The sequence below is a fragment of the Micrococcus sp. CS26 genome, assembly GCF_055522295.1.
The window spans coordinates 1-16,136 of the sequence record NZ_JBVFVY010000010.1 but is presented as its reverse complement, the minus strand read 5'-3'; the positions used below and the strand labels follow the sequence as shown (position 1 = coordinate 16,136).

Sequence of the window (16,136 nt, the reverse complement as noted above, 5' to 3'; positions counted from 1 at the left end):
CGAGTCGAGGCGGATTCAATACCATCGGTATTCAATACCATCGGCATCGAGAGGGCAACATGGCGACCCGACCCCGCCGCGAGGATGTCCGCGCGGCCATCCTCGACCACGCGGCTCGGGTGTTCGGACGGGAGGGTTACGCGCGCTCCTCCCTCGCCCGCATCGCGGCGGAGGCCGGCTACACGAAGGGCGCCGTCTATTCCGGTTTCGCGGGGAAGCCGGACCTCTTCGCCGCCGCCTGCACCGTCCAGTTCGAGCGGGCGACCACCCGAGCCATGGACGGCGTCGCCGACGCCCTGGACGACCCCGACCTGCCGCGCGAGGACCTGGTGGCCCGCGTGGCGGAGGCCCTGGCCGACGTCGTGCTCGAGACCACGGGCTCCTGGCCCCTGCTCCTCCACGAGTTCCAGGCCGTGGGCCTGCGCGAGCCCGCCGTGGGGAGAGCCTACCGGACGCTGACCGTCCGGCGGCGGGACTTCCTGGCCGGCCTGCTGCGTGAGCACCGCGTGCTGGCCGACGTCCCGGACGAGCAGGTCACGCACACTGCGGCCATGCTCCTGATGCTCGTGCACACGCTGTCGGTCGAGCGGCACCTGGCCCCGGAGGACCTGACGGTGGACGACGTGCGGGACACGCTGGCCGCGGCCGTGCGCTCCCTCCTGCCCTGACGCCTGCGCGCCGGCCCCGCCTCAGCCCAGGGTGCCGGCCACACCGCGCACCAGCGCCACCGTGCCCCCGACGCCGGCCAGGCAGATCGCGAGGACGCGCGCCTTCGCGGGGTCCACCCGGCGGGCCACCGCCGAACCGAGCAGCACACCCAGCGGACCGCCCGCCACCACGGCGACCCACACCGGCCACGGCACGTGCAGCCCCGCGGGCACGGCCGCTCCGAACAACGACTTCGTGACCAGCGAGGTGAGATTGGCCAGCAGAAACACGGGCTGGAGGGTGGCCGCCCACGAGCGCTGGTCCCACCGGCTCGCCACCGCGTAGACCGCGAGCGCCGGCCCGGCGATGCCCGCGGTGGTGTTCATGAACCCGGCGACGGCGCCGGAGGCGAACACGGCCCCGTCCCCCTGGGCGGTGAAGCGCTGCTGCAGGCCCAGGACGGCGGCCACGGCCACCAGCACGGAGGACCCCAGGAGGATCTCGAGTGCGTGGGCGTCCAGGACCCGCACGGCCCACGCCCCCGCGAACGAGCCGGTCACGAGCAACGGCGCGAGGCGGACGAAGCGCGGCCAGTCCACATGCCGGTGCAGCATCGCGAACAGCAGCACCGCGGACACCGAGGCGGCCACGTTGGACAGCGTCACCCCCGCCACCGGGCCCAGGAGCAGGGACAGCGTGGGTGCGGCGATCATGCCGACGCCCATTCCGCTCACCCGCTGGAGCGTGCCGCCCACGGTGATCGCGGCCAGCGCGACGACGGCCGGCAGCCACACCAGGGAGGGGTCCATGCGGGCAGTATGCCGGAGCCGGGGGTGCCCGTCGGCCCTGGCGCCCGCCCGTGACGGGTGCGCATGCTGGCCGTATGGCCCAGCACAGCTCCACTCCGTACCCGCTCGTGATCGTGGGCAGCGGCCCCGCCGGCGTCAGCGCCGCCCGCGCCTACGTCGACGCCGGGGGACCCGGCCCCGTCCTCATGCTCACCTCGGACGTGGACCACCCCTACGAGCGCCCGCCGCTGTCCAAGGAGCTGCTGCGCGGCACCGCCGAACCCGCGCCGACGGTGCTGGACGAGCTGCCGGACGCCGTCGAGCTGCGCCGGGGCGTGACCGTCACCCACGCGGACCTGGGTGCGCGGACGCTGTGGGCCGCCGAGGAGCCGATCCGCTTCGAGCGGCTCATCCTGGCCCTGGGCGCCCGTCCGGTCCCCCTGCCGGACGTCGAGGCCGACGCCGAGGTGCACCTGCTGCGCTCCTTCGCCGACGCCCGCCGCCTGGTGACGTCGGCCGGGCACGCACGCTCCGCCGTCGTGGTGGGGTCCGGGTTCATCGGCTGCGAGGCGGCGGCCTCGCTGGCGCTGCGCGGGGTGGAGACCACGCTGGTCACCCCGGACGAGGTGCCGCAGCAGAAGCGGCTCGGCCGCGAGGCGGGCGATCGGATCGCGCAGTGGCTGATCGGCGCCGGCGTCGAGCTGCGCACCGGCGTGCGGGTGGGGCAGGTGCGCGCCCCGCGCACCGTCCACCTCGACGACGGCGCCACGCTCGCCCCGGACCTGATCCTCGCCGCGGTGGGGGTCGAGCCGGGGGGCGGGTGGCTCGAGGACTCCGAGCTGACCATGCACGAGGGGCGGATCGTGGCGGACGAGCACCTGGCGGCGGCGCCGGGCGTGTGGGTGGCCGGGGACGTGGCCCGCGCCCACCACGCCGTGGCCGGCCGGCCGATCCCCGTGGAGCACTGGGGCGACGCCCTCGGCATGGGCGAGGTCGCCGGGCACAACGCGGCCCGCACCGAGGTCGGCGTGCCGGGCGGCGCCGGCCAGGCCTCCGTGCTGGCCCACGCGGCGACGGCGGACCCGGAGTCCCTGCGGCGGTGGGAGGCCGTGCCCGGGTTCTGGAGCACCATCGGCGAGCACACGCTCAAGCACGCCGCGTGGGGCGACGGCCACGAGCAGGCCCGCATGGTGGAGCGCACCGGCGGGTTCACTCTCTGGTACACGGACGCGCAGGACCGCGTGGTGGGCGTGCTGACCTACAACGCGGACGAGGACTACGAGCGCGGGCGGGAGCTGGTGGCGGGCCGGGATGCCGTGGGCGAAGGCCGGGGCCGTCCCGACCCTGCATGACAGACTGAGGGGATGACCACCCCGACCCCCGGCGCCGGCTCCCCGGGCAGCGGTGTGGCCGGGGGCGTGCTGGCCGCAGTGGGGGCGCTGGCCCTGATCGCGACCGTCCTGGCGCTGGTCCTCGCGTTCGGTCCGGCCGGCCGGGACGACGCCGGCGCGGGCGCCGAGCGGCGGCGCTGGAACGGCGGCTTCACCCCCGCCCCGCCCACGGTGAACACGCAGGGGTACGCCGAGCCCGTGCAGGGCCGCGTGACCTCCCGCTTCGGGCCCCGCCCCAACCCGTTCGGCGAGGGCGTGGTGCCCTCGGGGGTGTCCGAGGAGGCCCTGACCCGCCACGACGGCGTGGACCTCGGCGGGGTGCCGGAGGGCACGCCCTTCCACTCGGTGTCCGACGGCCGAGTCCTATTCGTGGAGGCCGGCGGGGACGCGGGCGGCAACCTGCTCGCCGTGGACGCCGGGGACGGCCACGTGTGGCGCTACCTGCACGCCGCCCCGGACTCCACCGTGGTGGACGCGGGCCAGCGCGTCTCCGCCGGGGACCACCTGGCCGGCGTCGGGCAGACCGGCGCCGCCACCGGCGTGCACCTGCACCTGGAGCTGCGCGTGGACGGCGAGCCGGTGGACCCGGAGGCCTACCTGGCCGAGCGGGGCGTGGAGCTCGGCGGCTCCTACCCGGAGCGGCGCCGCGGCCTCAGCCGGTGACCGGGCCGCCGCCGTCGTCCACGGACCCGGCCCAGCGGACCTCCCCGTCCACGACCTCGTCCGTCGGCGCCAGGCCGATCGCCTGGGCGACCCGCTGGGAGGCCGTGTGCTCGGGGTGGACATCCGCCACGAGGCGCCGCACCCCCCGGTCCCGCAGCTCGCCCTTGAGGAGGCCGGCGGCCTCCTTCGCCAGCCCGCGGCCCTGCCACGGCGTGCCGATCAGCCAGGCGATCTGCGTGGGTCCCCCGTCCACGGGGATGGTGGCCTGGACGTAGCCGACCGGCCGGCCCTCCGGCTCCAGCACCACGATCCAGTTGGCCCAGTCCTCCGCGCCGTCCTCGGAGCGACCGCGCGCGAGGATCGCGTACCGCTGCCGCAGCTCCTCCTCGCCCGGCGGCGTCCCGCCGGTGTACGTGTACAGGTCCGGGTCGGCGAGGACCGCGGCCATGGCCTCGGCGTCATCCACCCGCAACGGGCGCAGGGAGAGGGAATGCGGCATGGGCACAGTCGACCAGCCCGGCCCCGCGCAGACAAGAGGCGGGGCGCATCCGCCCGCCGCTAGCCTGGGCGCATGCCGCCCGCCCCCACCGCCCGTCTGCGCTTCCGCGAGATGGCCGACGCCGACCTCGACCACCTGGCCGGCCTCCTCGCCGATCCCGTGGTGATGCGCTTCTACCCCGCCCCGCGCACGCGCGCGGAGGCGGCGGCGTGGATCGCGGGCAACCGGCGCCGGTACGCGCAGGACGGGCACGGGCTGTGGATCATCGAGACCCACGACGACGGCGGGTCCGGCTTCGTGGGCGACTGCGGCCTGACGTGGCAGGAGGTCAACGGGGAGCCTCGCCTGGAGGTCGGCTACCACGTGCGGGCCGACCTGTGGGGGCGCGGCTACGCCACCGAAGCGGCCGCCGCCTGCCGGGACCACGCCCGGGACGTGCTGGGGCACCACGAGCTCGTGGCGATCATCCACCCGGAGAACACGGCCTCGCGCCGGGTGGCCGAGCGGATCGGGATGACCGTGGTGGGCGAGGACCGCACCGGCGCGCCCGAGGCCCGCGCGGCTCTGGGGCTCGAGGCGCGCACCGTGCTGGGGATGAGGCTCCGGCCGGGCGCGTGAGGCGCGGCCCGGCCGGACGTCTCAGCCCCGGTCGCTCACTTGGCGTGGCGGGCGAGCAGCTCGCGGGCGGCGTCCAGGCCGCCGGCCTCGACGTCGTAGGAGCCGGTGGACGCGTGGTGGGCCTCGACCGCGTCCGTGATCCGGTAGTGGTCCGGGTTGCCGGGCGGGTCGGAGGTCTCCAGCACGTGGATCAGGTAGGTCTCGCCGGCGGCCAGGGCCTGGCGGTCGTCGCGCTCGTGATGGGTCATGACGTCCTCTCGGGTCGGCGCCCGGCGGGTCTGTCCCACCGGGGCGTGCGCACCAGGGTGGCGCATCGACGGCGGCGGGGCACAGTCCTGCCCGCCCGCGGGCCGGATCCGGTCAGTAGGCGGGTCAGAGTCCGCTCAGGCCCCGACGTAGGAGCTGACGACGCTCCGCAGTGCCTCGGCGGATTCGTAGATGTCCTCCAAGTTCTCGAGGTCGGCCCGCGTCCTGTTCTTGTCCGCATCGAACAGCACCAGATATTTCACCTTCCCGTCGAAGTGAAGGCGCGCGATCGGCTTCCGATTGTTGTCGTCCAGGATGACGCTGCAGTACGAGGCTGCGTCGCGCATGTAGACGCGGTTCATCGGCACGATTCCGGCGAGAATCGCCTTGATGATGCGGAAACCCTCGATCTCCTCTTCGGTCGTCACCACGCCCGGCTTGAGCTGGCCCTCCTGACCGTTCTCCTCGTCGGACAGGACCGTCTGATCGCCGGTGGCCACGGGCTCAGCGGGAGCCGCCAGTACCGGAGCGACCTGGTCGCCCAGGGCAGTCTTCAGCCGCGCGTTGACGCGATCGTTGATGTACTGGCGCGCAGCCTCCTCGGTGAGCCGGGTGAAGGTCTCCACCGCCTTGGCGTTCATGTACCCGGAGTACACGCGCTTGGCGAGGACCTTCACCAACTCATCGCTCGGCGCAGCCATCTCGGCAGAAATCTCGCGCTTGATGGCCGATACGTACTTCAGCTCCTCGGCTGCGGCGATGACCGAGTCGAGATCGAAGGATCCCTTCGCCAGCTGCTCGAGCTTCGGCACGGTGACCGGGTCGATGTCCAGAAGATCGAGGACGAGGAACGGACGCTCGTCGAGGATGTTGGCCTTGTCGAGGTCCGTGTAGAAGTTCCACACCCGCCCGTTGGTGAGCACGCCGATCCGCGCTTCACTGGTGTGGAAGTAGCGCACCAGCTGGCTCGCGTGCGCCAGGGACAGCTCCGAGCCGACCTTCTTGGCCTCCACGAGGATGTTGACCTTCCCCTCCCGCATGATGGCGTAGTCGATCTTCTCCCCCTTCTTCAGGCCCAGATCTGCGACGAACTCCGGGACGACCTCCTGGGGATCGAACACGTCGTAGCCCAACACCTGCGAGATGAATGGCATGACGAGCGCGTTCTTCGTCGCCTCTTCCGTGTCCAGGGAGCTTGCGTAGTCGCGGGCTCGCCGAGCCACTTGCGCAAGCTTGTCCTCGAATTCAGTCATGCCGTTTCACCCATCCGTGAGTAGGAGCCGGACAGCCGGGAATCCGGCAGCCTCGCACGTCAGCGCCCGAAGGCCCGCCGCAGCTGTGTCGAAATATAACCCAGCTCACAAACACGCTACGGGGACCCTCGCAGGCGCTCCGTGGCCGGACCGCGGGATCGCCCGGAACGCGAGGCGGCCACGACGCGTCGCCTCTCACAGGAAGGAGACGGGGCGTCGTGGCCGCGTTCCGCGGGGGGCCGCCCTGTCAGGCGACGCCCGGCCGGCTCAGCGGTTGCCGGGGCGCTGCGGGTCGGCCGGGATGCCGCGGCTCAGGGGCTCCACGGGCGGGCCGCTCGTCTCCGGGGTCACGGGCGAGCCGGTGCGGGAGCCGCCGACCTCCGGGGTGTCCGGCACCTGATCGCCGGAGGGCTGGGCGCCGGAGCGCAGCGCCTCGAGCCGCGTCTCGAGGACCTGCACCACGGGCAGGCGGTCGCCGTGGGCGCGCTCGTAGGCGAGCAGCTGCTCCACCTGCGACTCGTCGAGGCCGGTGATCCGGGTCGGCAGCGTGCCGTTGGGGATGTGGTCGTAGTCCGGCAGGGGGAGCTCGTCGCGGTTCGGGGCGTTCGTCATGGCACTGTCCCTCTTCTCTCGTCGGGGTCCCTCGTCGGGATGCGTGGTCCACCCACGCTAGTGAAGGCCCCCGTCAGACGGCACCCCCTGCCGCCCCGCTCACCCGACCCCGTCCCGCCGCGCCCGCAGCACGATCTCCAGGTCGAACCGCGCGTCGGGGTCCTCGAGGGCCTCCCCGAACAGCTCGCGCAGCCGGCCCACCCGGTACCCCACGGTCTGGGGGTGCACGCCGAGCTCCGCGGCGATCGGCGCCCGCTGGCCCCAGTGCGTGAGCCAGGCGAGCAGGGTCTCCTCCAGCACCGCCCGCTTCGCCTCGCTCACCTCGTCCAGGGGCGCCAGCACGCGTTCGGCCAGCTGCGTCACGACGCGCGGCTCGGCCCCCAGCACCACGCGCGCCAGGTGGTCCGCGGCGAGGATCGGGGACGGGGCGCCGTCGTCGTCCTCCCCCTGCGCGGGCTCCGCCGTCCGGCCCGCCGCCTCCTGGACGGCCAGCGTGCGGGCCACCCGGTAGGAGTGGGGCACGAGCGGCCAGTCCACGGCCGGCCCGACGACGGCGGCCGTCCCCGCCAGCAGGCGCAGCATGCGCTCGCGGCGGCCCTGGGAGGGCGTCGCGTCGATCACGGCGACCACCTCCGAGTCCCGCTCCACCACGAGCCCGGCCCGGCCCAGCCTCTCCCGGACGGCGACGCCGGCGTCCGCGGGCAGCACCACCACCGCCAGCCGGCGCGGCAGCCGCCAGTCCGCGAGCGCGGCCAGCCGTTGCACCTCCTTCTCCTCGGTCCCGCCCCGGACCAGGGCGGTGGCGAGGGCGGCGCGGTGCAGCTCGAGCACGCCCGCCTGGGCGGACTGCGCCTCCGCGTACGCCTGGGCGCTGACCGAGGAGAGCTCGTCGATGTAGGCCCAGATGGACTCGCCGAGGTCGATCACCACGGACATGCCCATGCCGAGGTGGGCGCATTCGGCGGACAGGTCCCGGAACACGATCCGTGCGGAGGCCCGGTAAGCGCCGAGCAGGGCGTCCATCGTGCGGCCCTCCCGGAACTCCCCCGCGCCCAGGTAGGCCATGAGCGCCCGCGTCTCGGGGCTGAGCGCGGGACGGGCGGTGCCTGGCAGGCTCATCAGCTGCTCGAGCGCCGCGGTCACCCCGCGCGTCAGGTTCTCGCCGTAGCGGCCGTCCCGGGCGCTCACGTACGCCGGGATCTGCTCCGGCACCGTCTCGATGATGCGCTGCATGATGGCCGGGATCGCGGGGGCCAGCCGGCCGGGGAGGTCCGAAGGCAGGGACAGCCACGGCGGGTGCCAGTCGGTGCCGCGCGTCGGGGCGGGGGTTGAGGCCATGATCTTGTCTCCTCACGATGAATCCTGCGGGTCGATCGTACGTCCGACATGAAGAATCATGGCGCGCTGCGCCATAGCGTGGGGGCATGCCCGGCCCCTTCCTGCTCACCCGCCTGGTCACGACGCTCCTGCACCCGCTCACACCGCAGGACGTCCTCGGCCTGTTCGACCCCGTGCACTCCTCCCGCCAGCTGCGCGGGGTGGTCACCTCCGTCGCCCGCGCGACGCCCGGCGCCGTCACCATCGCGTTCCGTCCCGGACCGGGTTGGCGGGCCCACGACGCCGGCCAGTGGGCACGCATCGGCGTCGACGTGGACGGGGTGCGGCAGTGGCGCTCCTACTCGCTCTCCGCCCCCGCGGGCGCGGACCCGGAGATCACGGTGTCCGACATCGGCCTCGTCTCCGGCACGCTCGTGCGCCACACGAAGCCCGGCGACGTCCTCTTCCTCGACATCCCCGAGGGCGACTTCACCCTGCCGGACGAGCCGCGCCCGCTGCTCATGCTCACCGCCGGCTCAGGCCTGACCCCGGTGATGTCCATGATCCGCACGCTCGTGCCGACGCGCCGGGATGCCGACGTGGTGCTCATCCACTCCTCCCGCACCCCCGAGGACGCCCTGTTCCGCGAGGAGCTGGCCGAGCTGGCCGACCAGTTCCCGGGCCTGCGCGTGGTGCACCACCACACCGCGGAGGCGGGCCGCCTCGACCTCTCCTCCCCCGCGCAGCTCGAGGGCCTCTGCCCCGACTGGCGCGAGCGGGCCGCCTACGCGTGCGGGCCGGCCGGGTTCCTCGACGACGCCGAGGCCCTGTGGCGGCGCGAGGCGGCCGCGGACCTCACCATCGAGCGGTTCCAGGCCGACTTCGCCCCGGGCGTGGCGGGGGCCGGCGGCCGCGTGGTGTTCGAGCACGCCGACGTCGAGGTGGACGCCCCCGGCGACGTGCCGCTGCTCGTGGTGGCCGAGGACGCCGGCGTCGCCGCGCCCGCCGGCTGCCGCATGGGCATCTGCCACGCATGCCTCACGCCGCTGCGCTCGGGCCAGGTCACGGACCTGCGGACCGGACAGGTGCACGGCGAGCCCGGCGAACTGATCCAGACCTGCGTGAGCGCCGCCGCCGGCCCGCTGAGCCTCGGCCTGTGAACCTGACGCCCGGCCCGCGACCCGGGCCTCCCTGACCATCCCCGCCTCCCGCCCCCAGGAGCATCACATGACCCAGACCCCCACCGCCCCCGACCGCACCGGCGCCACCGCCCCGGACGATCTGGCCCTGGCCATCCCCGGCACCACCGTGCGCGGCCGCGCCGCCCGGGTCCTGCCGCAGGACCGCCCCGACACCACGAGCTGGGCTCCCCACACCGCCGAGTCCCGTGCCGCCACGTCCCGCTCCACCGCCGCCGCCACGACGCCGGGGCTGCCGGGCGTCGTCGGGAGCCCGGCGGTGCGCCCGCCCGGCGCCGCCCACCTGACGGACGCGCAGGTGGCCGAGCTGGGCCGTGAGCTGGACGCGATCCGCGACGACGTGCTCGCCCGCCGCGGCGCCTCCGATGCGGCCTACATCCGCCGCGTCATCCGCTGGCAGCGCCGGCTCGAGCTCGGCGGCCGCGCCCTCCTGCTCAACGCACGCCACCCCGCCGCGTTCGTGGCGGGCACAGCCATGCTCACGGTCGCGAAGATCGTGGAGAACATGGAGATCGGGCACAACGTGCTCCACGGCCAGTGGGACTGGATGCGCGACCCGGACATCCACTCCACCACGTGGGAGTGGGACTTCGTGACGCCGTCGCGGGCGTGGCAGAACACCCACAACGACCTGCACCACCGCTGGACCAACGTGGTGGGCAAGGACCGCGACGTGGGCTACAACGTCCTGCGCATGGACGAGTCCGAGCCGTGGCGGCCCCGCCACCTGCTCAACCCCGTGATCAATGCGGGGCTGGCGCCGATCTTCGAGTGGGGCATCGCCCTCTACGACCTCGAGCTGGACCGCGTGCAGAGCGGCGAGAAGTCCCGCGAGGAGCTGATGACGGATCTGCGCTCCGTGGGCGTCAAGGCGGCCCGGCAGTTCGCCAAGGACTACGTGGCCACGCCGGCCGTCGCCGAGGTGCTGACGGGCTCGGGCAAGGCCACGCTCGCGGGCACGCTGCTGGCCAACGGCCTGCGCAACATCTGGGCGCACGCGGTCATCTTCTGCGGGCACTTTCCGGAGGGTGCGGAGACGTTCTCCGAGGAGATGGTGGACGGCGAGACCCGCGGCGACTGGTACGTGCGGCAGATGATCGGCTCCGCGAACATCTCCGGTTCGAAGCTGATGCACTTCATGACCGGCAACCTCTCCCACCAGGTGGAGCACCACCTGTTCCCGGACCTGCCGTCCAGCCGGTACGCCGAGGTGGCGCCCAGGGTCCGCGAGATCTGCGCCCGCTACGGCCTGCCGTACACGACCGGCCCGCTGCTGCGGCAGGTGGGCTCCGCGTGGAAGAAGGTGTTCCGGCTGGCGCTGCCGTGAAGCGGCGCACGACGGGGCAGACCACGTCGGCACCGTCCCGCGCCCGGGCCGGGGCCGGGGCCGGGGCCGGATCTTCTGCGGATCTGACCCTTCTGGCCGCCGGTTCGGCCGTCAGAAGGGTCAGAACCGCAACGGATTCCGTATGAGCCGAGGCAGGCCGGTCAGCCCTGGCGCTCGGCCAGCTCCGCGAGCCGGTCGATCGACGCGCGGAGCTGCTCTTCGCCGGTCCGCAGCGCCTTCTGGATGCGCTTCGGGTCGGCGAGCCGCGTCCAGTCATAGGTGTGGGTGACGCGGCAGCCGCCGTCGTCGTCGCCGTCGACCTCCCACCGCCACAGCTGGCCGAACGGCTCCCCGCCGACCTCGGAGGGCTTCCAGGCGATGCGACGGCCCTCCTCGAACTCGACCACGTGGTTCGCGCGGTCCACGCCCTTCTGCAGGGTCATGACGAACACGTCCCCGACGGCGGTCACCCGCTGCCCGGGGGCGGCCTCGGCCAGGTTGTCGTTGCCGTCCCACTCGGGCTGGCGGGCCGGGTCCGCGATCAGCTCGAAGACGACGCCGGCCGGCGCGTCGACGTGACGGGTCGCGGACACGACGCGGTCCTCGGGGGCGGGCAGGGCGGTCTCGTCGATGTGCTCCATGGGGAGAGCGTAGACCCCGGTGCGCGCCCACCGAGAGCGCCGGCGGGGCTCGCGCCGGGGGCGGCCCGACCTCAGATCAGGCCCAGCGCGGTGAGCTTGGCCGCGGTCTCCTCGTTGGTCGGCTCCACCTGGTGGTCGCCGTCGGGGAACACGACCACGGGGATGTTCTTCCGGCCGGAGATCCGCTCGGCGGCATCGGCCTGGGCCGGGTCGGCGACGAGGTCCACGTAGTCGTAGGCGACGCCGAGCTCGTCGAGCTGGCGCTTGGTGCGCAGGCAGTCGCGGCACCAGTCGGCGCCGTAGACGGTGAGGACGTTCTGACTCATCCGTCCAGCGTACTGAGGGGTGGGATGCTGGGGGCATGCCCGCCCAGCCCTCCCCCTCCGGCCGCACCGTCCACCTGTCCACGTCGGGCGTGGACGCCCGCATCGCCCCCGACGAGTTCGGCGGGTTCGTCCTGGAGATCGGCGGGGCCGTCCAGTCCCACGTGGACCTGGCCGACCCCTTGCGCATTCGCTACGAGTACCTGCGCCGCATGGCCCACGTGCTCGACGGCGTCGCTCCGGCGGGCGCGCCGGTGCGGGTCCTGCACCTCGGCGCGGGCGCGCTGACCCTGCCGCGCTACCTCCAGGCGACCCGGCCCGGCTCGGAGCAGACGGTGGTCGACCTGGACCGGGAGCTCGTGTCCTTCGTGCTCGCCGAGCTGCCCCTGCCGGCGGGCACGGACCTCGTCTCCGTGGTCGCGGACGCGCGCCTGGCCGCCGTCGACCTCGCGCTGGACGGAGAGCGGTTCGACGCCGTCGTGCTGGACATCGGCACCGGCGAGGAGGGCGCCGAGCACCTGCGCGGCGCCGCGTTCTACGGGGAGCTGCTCGAGCTGCTGACGGCGGGCGGGGTGCTGCTGGTGAACATCGGCGACGACGCCGGCCTGCGCTTCCTGGGCGCGGAGCTGGGCGCCCTCGAGGAGGCGGCCGCCGACGCCGGGGTGCCCGGCCCGTGGACGCTCGCGGACCACGGGATGCTGGAGCGCCTGGACTGGGGCAACGTCGTGCTGGCCGCGGGGGCGCCGCTGGGAGAGGCCGGCTGCACGGAGCGCCTCGCCGCGGCGGGTCCGCATCCGGCGGCCGTGCTGGACCCGGCGGAGTCGGCCGCGCTGGCCGCCCGCATCCGTCACACCTGAGGGCGGGCGCGGTGCTCAGGGCCGGGGGTCCTCCGCCCCGGGGCCAGCCTGCGGCCGGGGCCACGGGTGGCCCCGGCGCTCCTCCGCCCCCTCGTTGAAGCGTCGCAGAAGCCTGCAGAACTCAGCGACGTCCTCGGCGGGCCAGGAGGCGACGATCTGCGCCACGTTGTCCGCGCGGGAGCTCAGCTCCGCGGTGAGGCGGGCGCGTCCCTCCTCCGTGGGGCGGTGCAGCCGGGCGGGGCCGCCGTCGGGGTCCTCCACCCGCTCGACGAGGCCGGCCTTCATGGCGGCGGCCACCTGCCGGTGGACGGTGGAGACGTCGAGGTCGAAGGCCTCGGCCAGCTCGGCGACGCTCATGGCCCCGCCCGCCTCCAGGCGGGCGAGCAGCACGGTGGCGCTGCGCTCCAGCGCACTCGACCGACCGTAGGGGGCCACCCCCTGCGTGGCCACCCGCAGCAGGAGCATGTGCTCGTACATGATCCCGCGGACCGGGTCGGGCCACGCCCCCTCAGATGATTGCATCATGCAAACGATGCTACCTTTTGCATCATGCAAATCGCCGAGCAGGAACGCATCGCCTCCCCCACCTTCGTCCTCGCCTGGGTGGTCTCCTTCCTCCAGTTCCTCGCGTTCTACGCCCTCGTCACCACCATGGCCGTGTACGCGGTCCGGCAGTTCGCCGCCTCGGACGCCGGGGCGGGGCTGGCCTCGAGCGCCTTCGTCATCGGCGCCACCCTCAGCCGCGTGGTCACCGGCCACGTGGTGGACCGCTTCGGCAAGCGCCGCGTCCTGGTGGTGGCCCTGGTCGCCGTCGCACTGTCCTGCACGCTCTACCTCGTCGCCTCCTCACTGCCGGCCCTGGTGGCGGTGCGCATGCTCCACGGCGCCAGCTACGCCTTCGCCAGCACCGCCGTCATGGCCCTGGCCCAGGCGGCCATCCCCGACGGGCGACGCGCGGAGGCCACCGGCCACCTCGCGCTGGGCACCACCCTGGCCACCGCGATCGGCCCCGCCCTGGGGCTCTTCCTCGCCGGCTCCATCGGCTACGTGTGGCTGTTCCGGGCGACTCTGGGGATCACGGTGGTCAGCCTCGTGCTGGGCCTGCTGGTGCGCGAGGCGCCCGCCGCGGCGGACGTCGACGGCGAGCGCGCCGCCGGCGAGGTCCCCCTGGAGCACCCCGCCCCCGCGGTGGGCTTCCGCCTGCGCTCCGTGCTGCACCCGGCGGTGCTGCCGATCAGTGGCTTCATGCTGCTGGTGGGCCTGAGCTACGCCGGGATCCTCACCTACCTGAACGCCTACTCGGTGGAGCGCGGGCTCACAGCCGGCGCCGGCCTCTTCTTCCTGGCCTACGCCGCGGCGATGCTCGTCATGCGCCTCACCCTGGGCACCCTGCAGGACCGCCGGGGGGACGACGCCGTCGTCTACCCCGCCCTCCTCTGCTTCACAGCCGCGCTCCTGGTGCTGGCCTTCGCCACGCGCGACTGGCAGGTGGTGCTGGCCGGGGCGCTGAGCGGCCTCGGCTACGGCACGCTCATGCCCGCGGCCCAGGCGATCGCCGTGAACGCGGTGCCCTCCCACCAGCTCGGCGCCGGCATCTCCACCCTCATGCTGTTCGCGGACGTGGGGCTGGGCCTGGGTCCCGTGCTCCTCGGCGGGCTTGTGGCCTCAGCCGGCTACGGCGCCATGTACGCGGCCCTGGCGGGCGTGCTCGTGGTCGCCGCCGGGTACTACTTCGTGATGCACGGACGCCGGCACGGGCGGCGGGAGACCGTGGCCCGCGCCTGAGTCCCGCGCGGTGACGGCGGCCTGCCGCCGCGGGCGGCGCTACCGGCGCCGCGCCGGCCAGGACGCGAGCGCGACGGCGGCGAGGGCGCCCAGGGTGCCCAGCACCGTCGTCGTGGTGACCGTGGATCCGTCGGTGGGGGCCACCAGGTCCACCATGAGGGAGCCCAGGAGGTTGCCCGAGACCAGGCCGAGGGTGGCGGCGAAGACGCCCAGGCGCGGGACGACCATGGCGCCCACCCCGATGAATACGCACCCCAGCGGGCCGCCGAGGTAGAGCCGCCAGTCGTGCGGCAGCGCGGGCATGCCGTGGCCGGAGGCCAGGACGATCCCGCCCCACACGATCCCGAGGAAGAGGACGCCGGCGGTGAAGTTGACCAGGGTCGCCGGGATGGCGGTGCCGTAGGCCGTGGCCTGACGGGCGTTGAACACCTGCTGTCCGGCGGTGGCCAGGCCGGCCAGCAGGGGCAGCAGGGCCAGCAGCGCCCAGCCGGGCCCGCCGCCGGCCTCGCCGAGCTTGGGCCACACCACGAGGGCGACCGCGGCCAGGGCGAGCGCCGCCCCCGTGAGGCGCCGCGGCGTCAGGCGCTGCACCCCGGCGGGGCTGAGCCCGAGCCGGTCCACGACCATCCCGCCGACCACCTGCCCGGTGACCACGGCGACCGTGAACACGGCCACGCCGAGGGGGCCGATCGTCGCGGACTGGGTGAGCACCAGGAGTCCGCCGATCACGCCCGCCACCGCGTACCACGGGCGCACGGACCCCGCGGCGAGGGCCGGGCGGATGCGGGCCAGGCCCCGGCGGCCCCGCGGCGTCAGCACGCTCACGAGCACCATGACGACCAGGCCCGCCGCGAAGGAGCACAGCGCGGCGAGGACGGGGTCGCCCGTCAGGTGGGCGAGGCGGGAGTTGATGCGGCCCTGCAGCGGCATCACGGAGCCGGCGGCCACCGCGAGCGCGAACAGCAGGGCGGTCGCCCGCGGGGAGGGGGCGTCCGGGCGGGCGGCGACGTCGGCCGGGTGGGGGCGGGCGGGTCCGCGCTCGGCGGACGGGGCAGAGGGTTCGGGTGGCATCCCCCCGTTGTACACCTCTAGGCGGCCAGGCGCGCCTCGAGCCCGGCGCGCACCGCGGGCCATTCCTCGCGCACCACGCTGAAGTAGTCGACGTCGGCGATCGTCCCGTCTGCCGCCGGGCGGAAGCGGCGCAGAGTGCCCTCGAACGTCGCCCCCAGGCGGGCGATGGCGGCGTGTGAACGGGCGTTGCGGTGGTCGCAGCGCAGGGCCACCCGCTCCAGTGCCCATTCCTCGAACGCGTGCCCGAACAGCAGCAGCTTGCAGCCGGGGTTCACGGAGGTGCCCCACACCCGACGGGCGTAGACCGTGTGCCCCACCTCCACCCGCAGCCCGGGCACCAGGTCATAGAGGCTCGTGCGCCCCACCAGCTCCCCGCCCTGCTCGACGGCGAAGGCGAAGGTGCCCTCCCGCTCGATCAGCTCGGCGAGGTGCGCGGACATGGCCGCGCCGTCCACCGGCAGGGGCGCGCTGTTCCCCGCCCACATAGCCGCGTCGACGAGCTCGCGCAGGGCGGGGCCGTCGTCGGGGGCAAGGGGGCGCAGGGTGAGGTCCCCGCGGGTGAGGACGATCTCGTGCTTCATGCACCCATCCTGTCAGCGGACTCGGGGTGATCTCCCGGCGCGACGAGACCGAGCGCCACGGACGAGGGCGTCGCCTCCGGCGCCCGGCCGGCTCAGAGCGTGGCGGAACGGCGGGCGGAGGCCCTCATGGCCGCGACCCGCTGCGCCACGGGGGCCGCCAGGGCGCCCGGCTGCAGGGCCGGGGCGAGATCGGCGGCCACCTCTCGGGCGACCCCCTCGAGGGCGGAGGCGTCCTGGGCGACCCAGGCGCGCAGCGTCAGGTGCTCCCGCATCCACGCCGTGAGCGTCTCCTCGGACTCCGGAGTCAGGGCGAAACC

General features: G+C 74.4%; 19 protein-coding genes and 1 pseudogene. 8 read left to right on the top strand and 12 right to left on the bottom strand.

What is annotated here, in order from left to right; genetic code table 11:
* Positions 1–59 precede the first annotated feature (59 nt).
* A complete protein-coding gene (locus ACZ1IK_RS06175) occupies positions 60–668 on the top strand; it encodes a TetR/AcrR family transcriptional regulator (RefSeq protein ID WP_020624715.1) in 609 nt (202 codons plus the stop codon).
* 21 nt (positions 669–689) lie between these two features.
* On the opposite strand, the gene ACZ1IK_RS06170 is transcribed toward ACZ1IK_RS06175, so the two are convergent.
* The gene (locus ACZ1IK_RS06170) at positions 690–1,457 is read right to left on the bottom strand and encodes a sulfite exporter TauE/SafE family protein (protein WP_465098394.1); all 768 of its coding nucleotides are present in this window, start codon (positions 1,455–1,457) and stop codon (positions 690–692) included.
* Positions 1,458–1,531: 74 nt separating this feature from the next.
* On the opposite strand from ACZ1IK_RS06170, the gene ACZ1IK_RS06165 reads away from it, so the two are divergent.
* Entirely contained in the window at positions 1,532–2,788 is a 1,257-nt protein-coding gene (locus ACZ1IK_RS06165) for an NAD(P)/FAD-dependent oxidoreductase (protein ID WP_465098393.1), read from the top strand.
* 12 nt (positions 2,789–2,800) lie between these two features.
* Positions 2,801–3,490, top strand: coding sequence for a M23 family metallopeptidase (locus ACZ1IK_RS06160; RefSeq protein WP_020624712.1), 690 nt, complete (start codon positions 2,801–2,803; stop codon positions 3,488–3,490).
* Here the strand turns inward: ACZ1IK_RS06160 and ACZ1IK_RS06155 are convergent.
* Positions 3,480–3,989 (bottom strand): GNAT family N-acetyltransferase, encoded by a 510-nt coding sequence (locus tag ACZ1IK_RS06155; RefSeq protein WP_044659331.1) that lies wholly within the window; start codon positions 3,987–3,989, stop codon positions 3,480–3,482. The two genes, ACZ1IK_RS06160 and ACZ1IK_RS06155, sit on opposite strands and share 11 nt — an antisense overlap.
* 72 nt (positions 3,990–4,061) lie before the next feature.
* Here ACZ1IK_RS06155 and ACZ1IK_RS06150 point away from each other — a divergent pair, with 72 nt between their 5' ends.
* Positions 4,062–4,607, top strand: a complete 546-nt coding sequence (locus ACZ1IK_RS06150) for a GNAT family N-acetyltransferase (protein ID WP_113914261.1) — start codon at positions 4,062–4,064, stop codon at positions 4,605–4,607.
* Positions 4,608–4,642: 35 nt separating this feature from the next.
* Here the strand turns inward: ACZ1IK_RS06150 and ACZ1IK_RS06145 are convergent, their stop codons facing one another.
* The 4 genes from ACZ1IK_RS06145 to ACZ1IK_RS06130 form a co-directional block, all read right to left on the bottom strand.
* The gene (locus ACZ1IK_RS06145; protein ID WP_010079881.1) at positions 4,643–4,855 is read right to left on the bottom strand and encodes a hypothetical protein; all 213 of its coding nucleotides are present in this window, start codon (positions 4,853–4,855) and stop codon (positions 4,643–4,645) included.
* Between the two features lie 135 nt (positions 4,856–4,990).
* On the bottom strand, positions 4,991–6,106 hold the full coding sequence (locus ACZ1IK_RS06140; protein ID WP_036314529.1) for a type I restriction endonuclease: 1,116 nt from the start codon (positions 6,104–6,106) through the stop codon (positions 4,991–4,993).
* A 267-nt stretch (positions 6,107–6,373) separates the two neighbouring features.
* Positions 6,374–6,718 (bottom strand): DUF8129 domain-containing protein, encoded by a 345-nt coding sequence (locus ACZ1IK_RS06135; protein WP_465098392.1) that lies wholly within the window; start codon positions 6,716–6,718, stop codon positions 6,374–6,376.
* A gap of 99 nt (positions 6,719–6,817) precedes the next feature.
* On the bottom strand, positions 6,818–8,056 hold the full coding sequence (locus tag ACZ1IK_RS06130; RefSeq protein WP_036314531.1) for a PucR family transcriptional regulator: 1,239 nt from the start codon (positions 8,054–8,056) through the stop codon (positions 6,818–6,820).
* A gap of 86 nt (positions 8,057–8,142) precedes the next feature.
* Here ACZ1IK_RS06130 and ACZ1IK_RS06125 point away from each other — a divergent pair, with 86 nt between their 5' ends.
* Together ACZ1IK_RS06125 and ACZ1IK_RS06120 are read left to right on the top strand one after the other, a co-directional pair.
* On the top strand, positions 8,143–9,195 hold the full coding sequence (locus ACZ1IK_RS06125) for a ferredoxin reductase (protein WP_036314533.1): 1,053 nt from the start codon (positions 8,143–8,145) through the stop codon (positions 9,193–9,195).
* A gap of 67 nt (positions 9,196–9,262) precedes the next feature.
* The gene (locus tag ACZ1IK_RS06120) at positions 9,263–10,561 is read left to right on the top strand and encodes a fatty acid desaturase family protein (protein ID WP_061873189.1); all 1,299 of its coding nucleotides are present in this window, start codon (positions 9,263–9,265) and stop codon (positions 10,559–10,561) included.
* Between the two features lie 161 nt (positions 10,562–10,722).
* Here ACZ1IK_RS06120 and ACZ1IK_RS06115 read toward each other — a convergent pair whose 3' ends face one another.
* Both ACZ1IK_RS06115 and ACZ1IK_RS06110 read right to left on the bottom strand, forming a co-directional pair.
* Positions 10,723–11,202 (bottom strand): SRPBCC family protein, encoded by a 480-nt coding sequence (locus ACZ1IK_RS06115; RefSeq protein ID WP_051995337.1) that lies wholly within the window; start codon positions 11,200–11,202, stop codon positions 10,723–10,725.
* A 71-nt stretch (positions 11,203–11,273) separates the two neighbouring features.
* Positions 11,274–11,528 carry a glutaredoxin family protein gene (locus ACZ1IK_RS06110; protein WP_020624868.1) on the bottom strand — a complete coding sequence of 85 codons (255 nt, stop codon included), beginning with the start codon at positions 11,526–11,528 and terminating at the stop codon, positions 11,274–11,276.
* Positions 11,529–11,563: 35 nt separating this feature from the next.
* On the opposite strand from ACZ1IK_RS06110, the gene ACZ1IK_RS06105 reads away from it, so the two are divergent.
* Positions 11,564–12,382 carry a spermidine synthase gene (locus ACZ1IK_RS06105; RefSeq protein WP_454180104.1) on the top strand — a complete coding sequence of 273 codons (819 nt, stop codon included), beginning with the start codon at positions 11,564–11,566 and terminating at the stop codon, positions 12,380–12,382.
* A gap of 15 nt (positions 12,383–12,397) precedes the next feature.
* Here ACZ1IK_RS06105 and ACZ1IK_RS06100 read toward each other — a convergent pair whose 3' ends face one another.
* Complete coding sequence (locus ACZ1IK_RS06100) at positions 12,398–12,907, bottom strand: MarR family winged helix-turn-helix transcriptional regulator (RefSeq protein WP_113914266.1); 510 nt, start codon at positions 12,905–12,907, stop codon at positions 12,398–12,400.
* 24 nt (positions 12,908–12,931) lie between these two features.
* Here ACZ1IK_RS06100 and ACZ1IK_RS06095 point away from each other — a divergent pair, with 24 nt between their 5' ends.
* Positions 12,932–14,167 (top strand): MFS transporter, encoded by a 1,236-nt coding sequence (locus ACZ1IK_RS06095; RefSeq protein ID WP_270618105.1) that lies wholly within the window; start codon positions 12,932–12,934, stop codon positions 14,165–14,167.
* 39 nt (positions 14,168–14,206) lie between these two features.
* Here the strand turns inward: ACZ1IK_RS06095 and ACZ1IK_RS06090 are convergent, their stop codons facing one another.
* The 3 genes and pseudogenes from ACZ1IK_RS06090 to ACZ1IK_RS06080 form a co-directional block, all read right to left on the bottom strand.
* A complete protein-coding gene (locus tag ACZ1IK_RS06090; RefSeq protein ID WP_465098391.1) occupies positions 14,207–15,238 on the bottom strand; it encodes a DMT family transporter in 1,032 nt (343 codons plus the stop codon).
* A gap of 17 nt (positions 15,239–15,255) precedes the next feature.
* Positions 15,256–15,819 carry a GNAT family N-acetyltransferase gene (locus ACZ1IK_RS06085; RefSeq protein WP_036315598.1) on the bottom strand — a complete coding sequence of 188 codons (564 nt, stop codon included), beginning with the start codon at positions 15,817–15,819 and terminating at the stop codon, positions 15,256–15,258.
* A gap of 92 nt (positions 15,820–15,911) precedes the next feature.
* A pseudogene (locus ACZ1IK_RS06080) lies at positions 15,912–16,136 on the bottom strand (hypothetical protein); the annotation flags it as partial.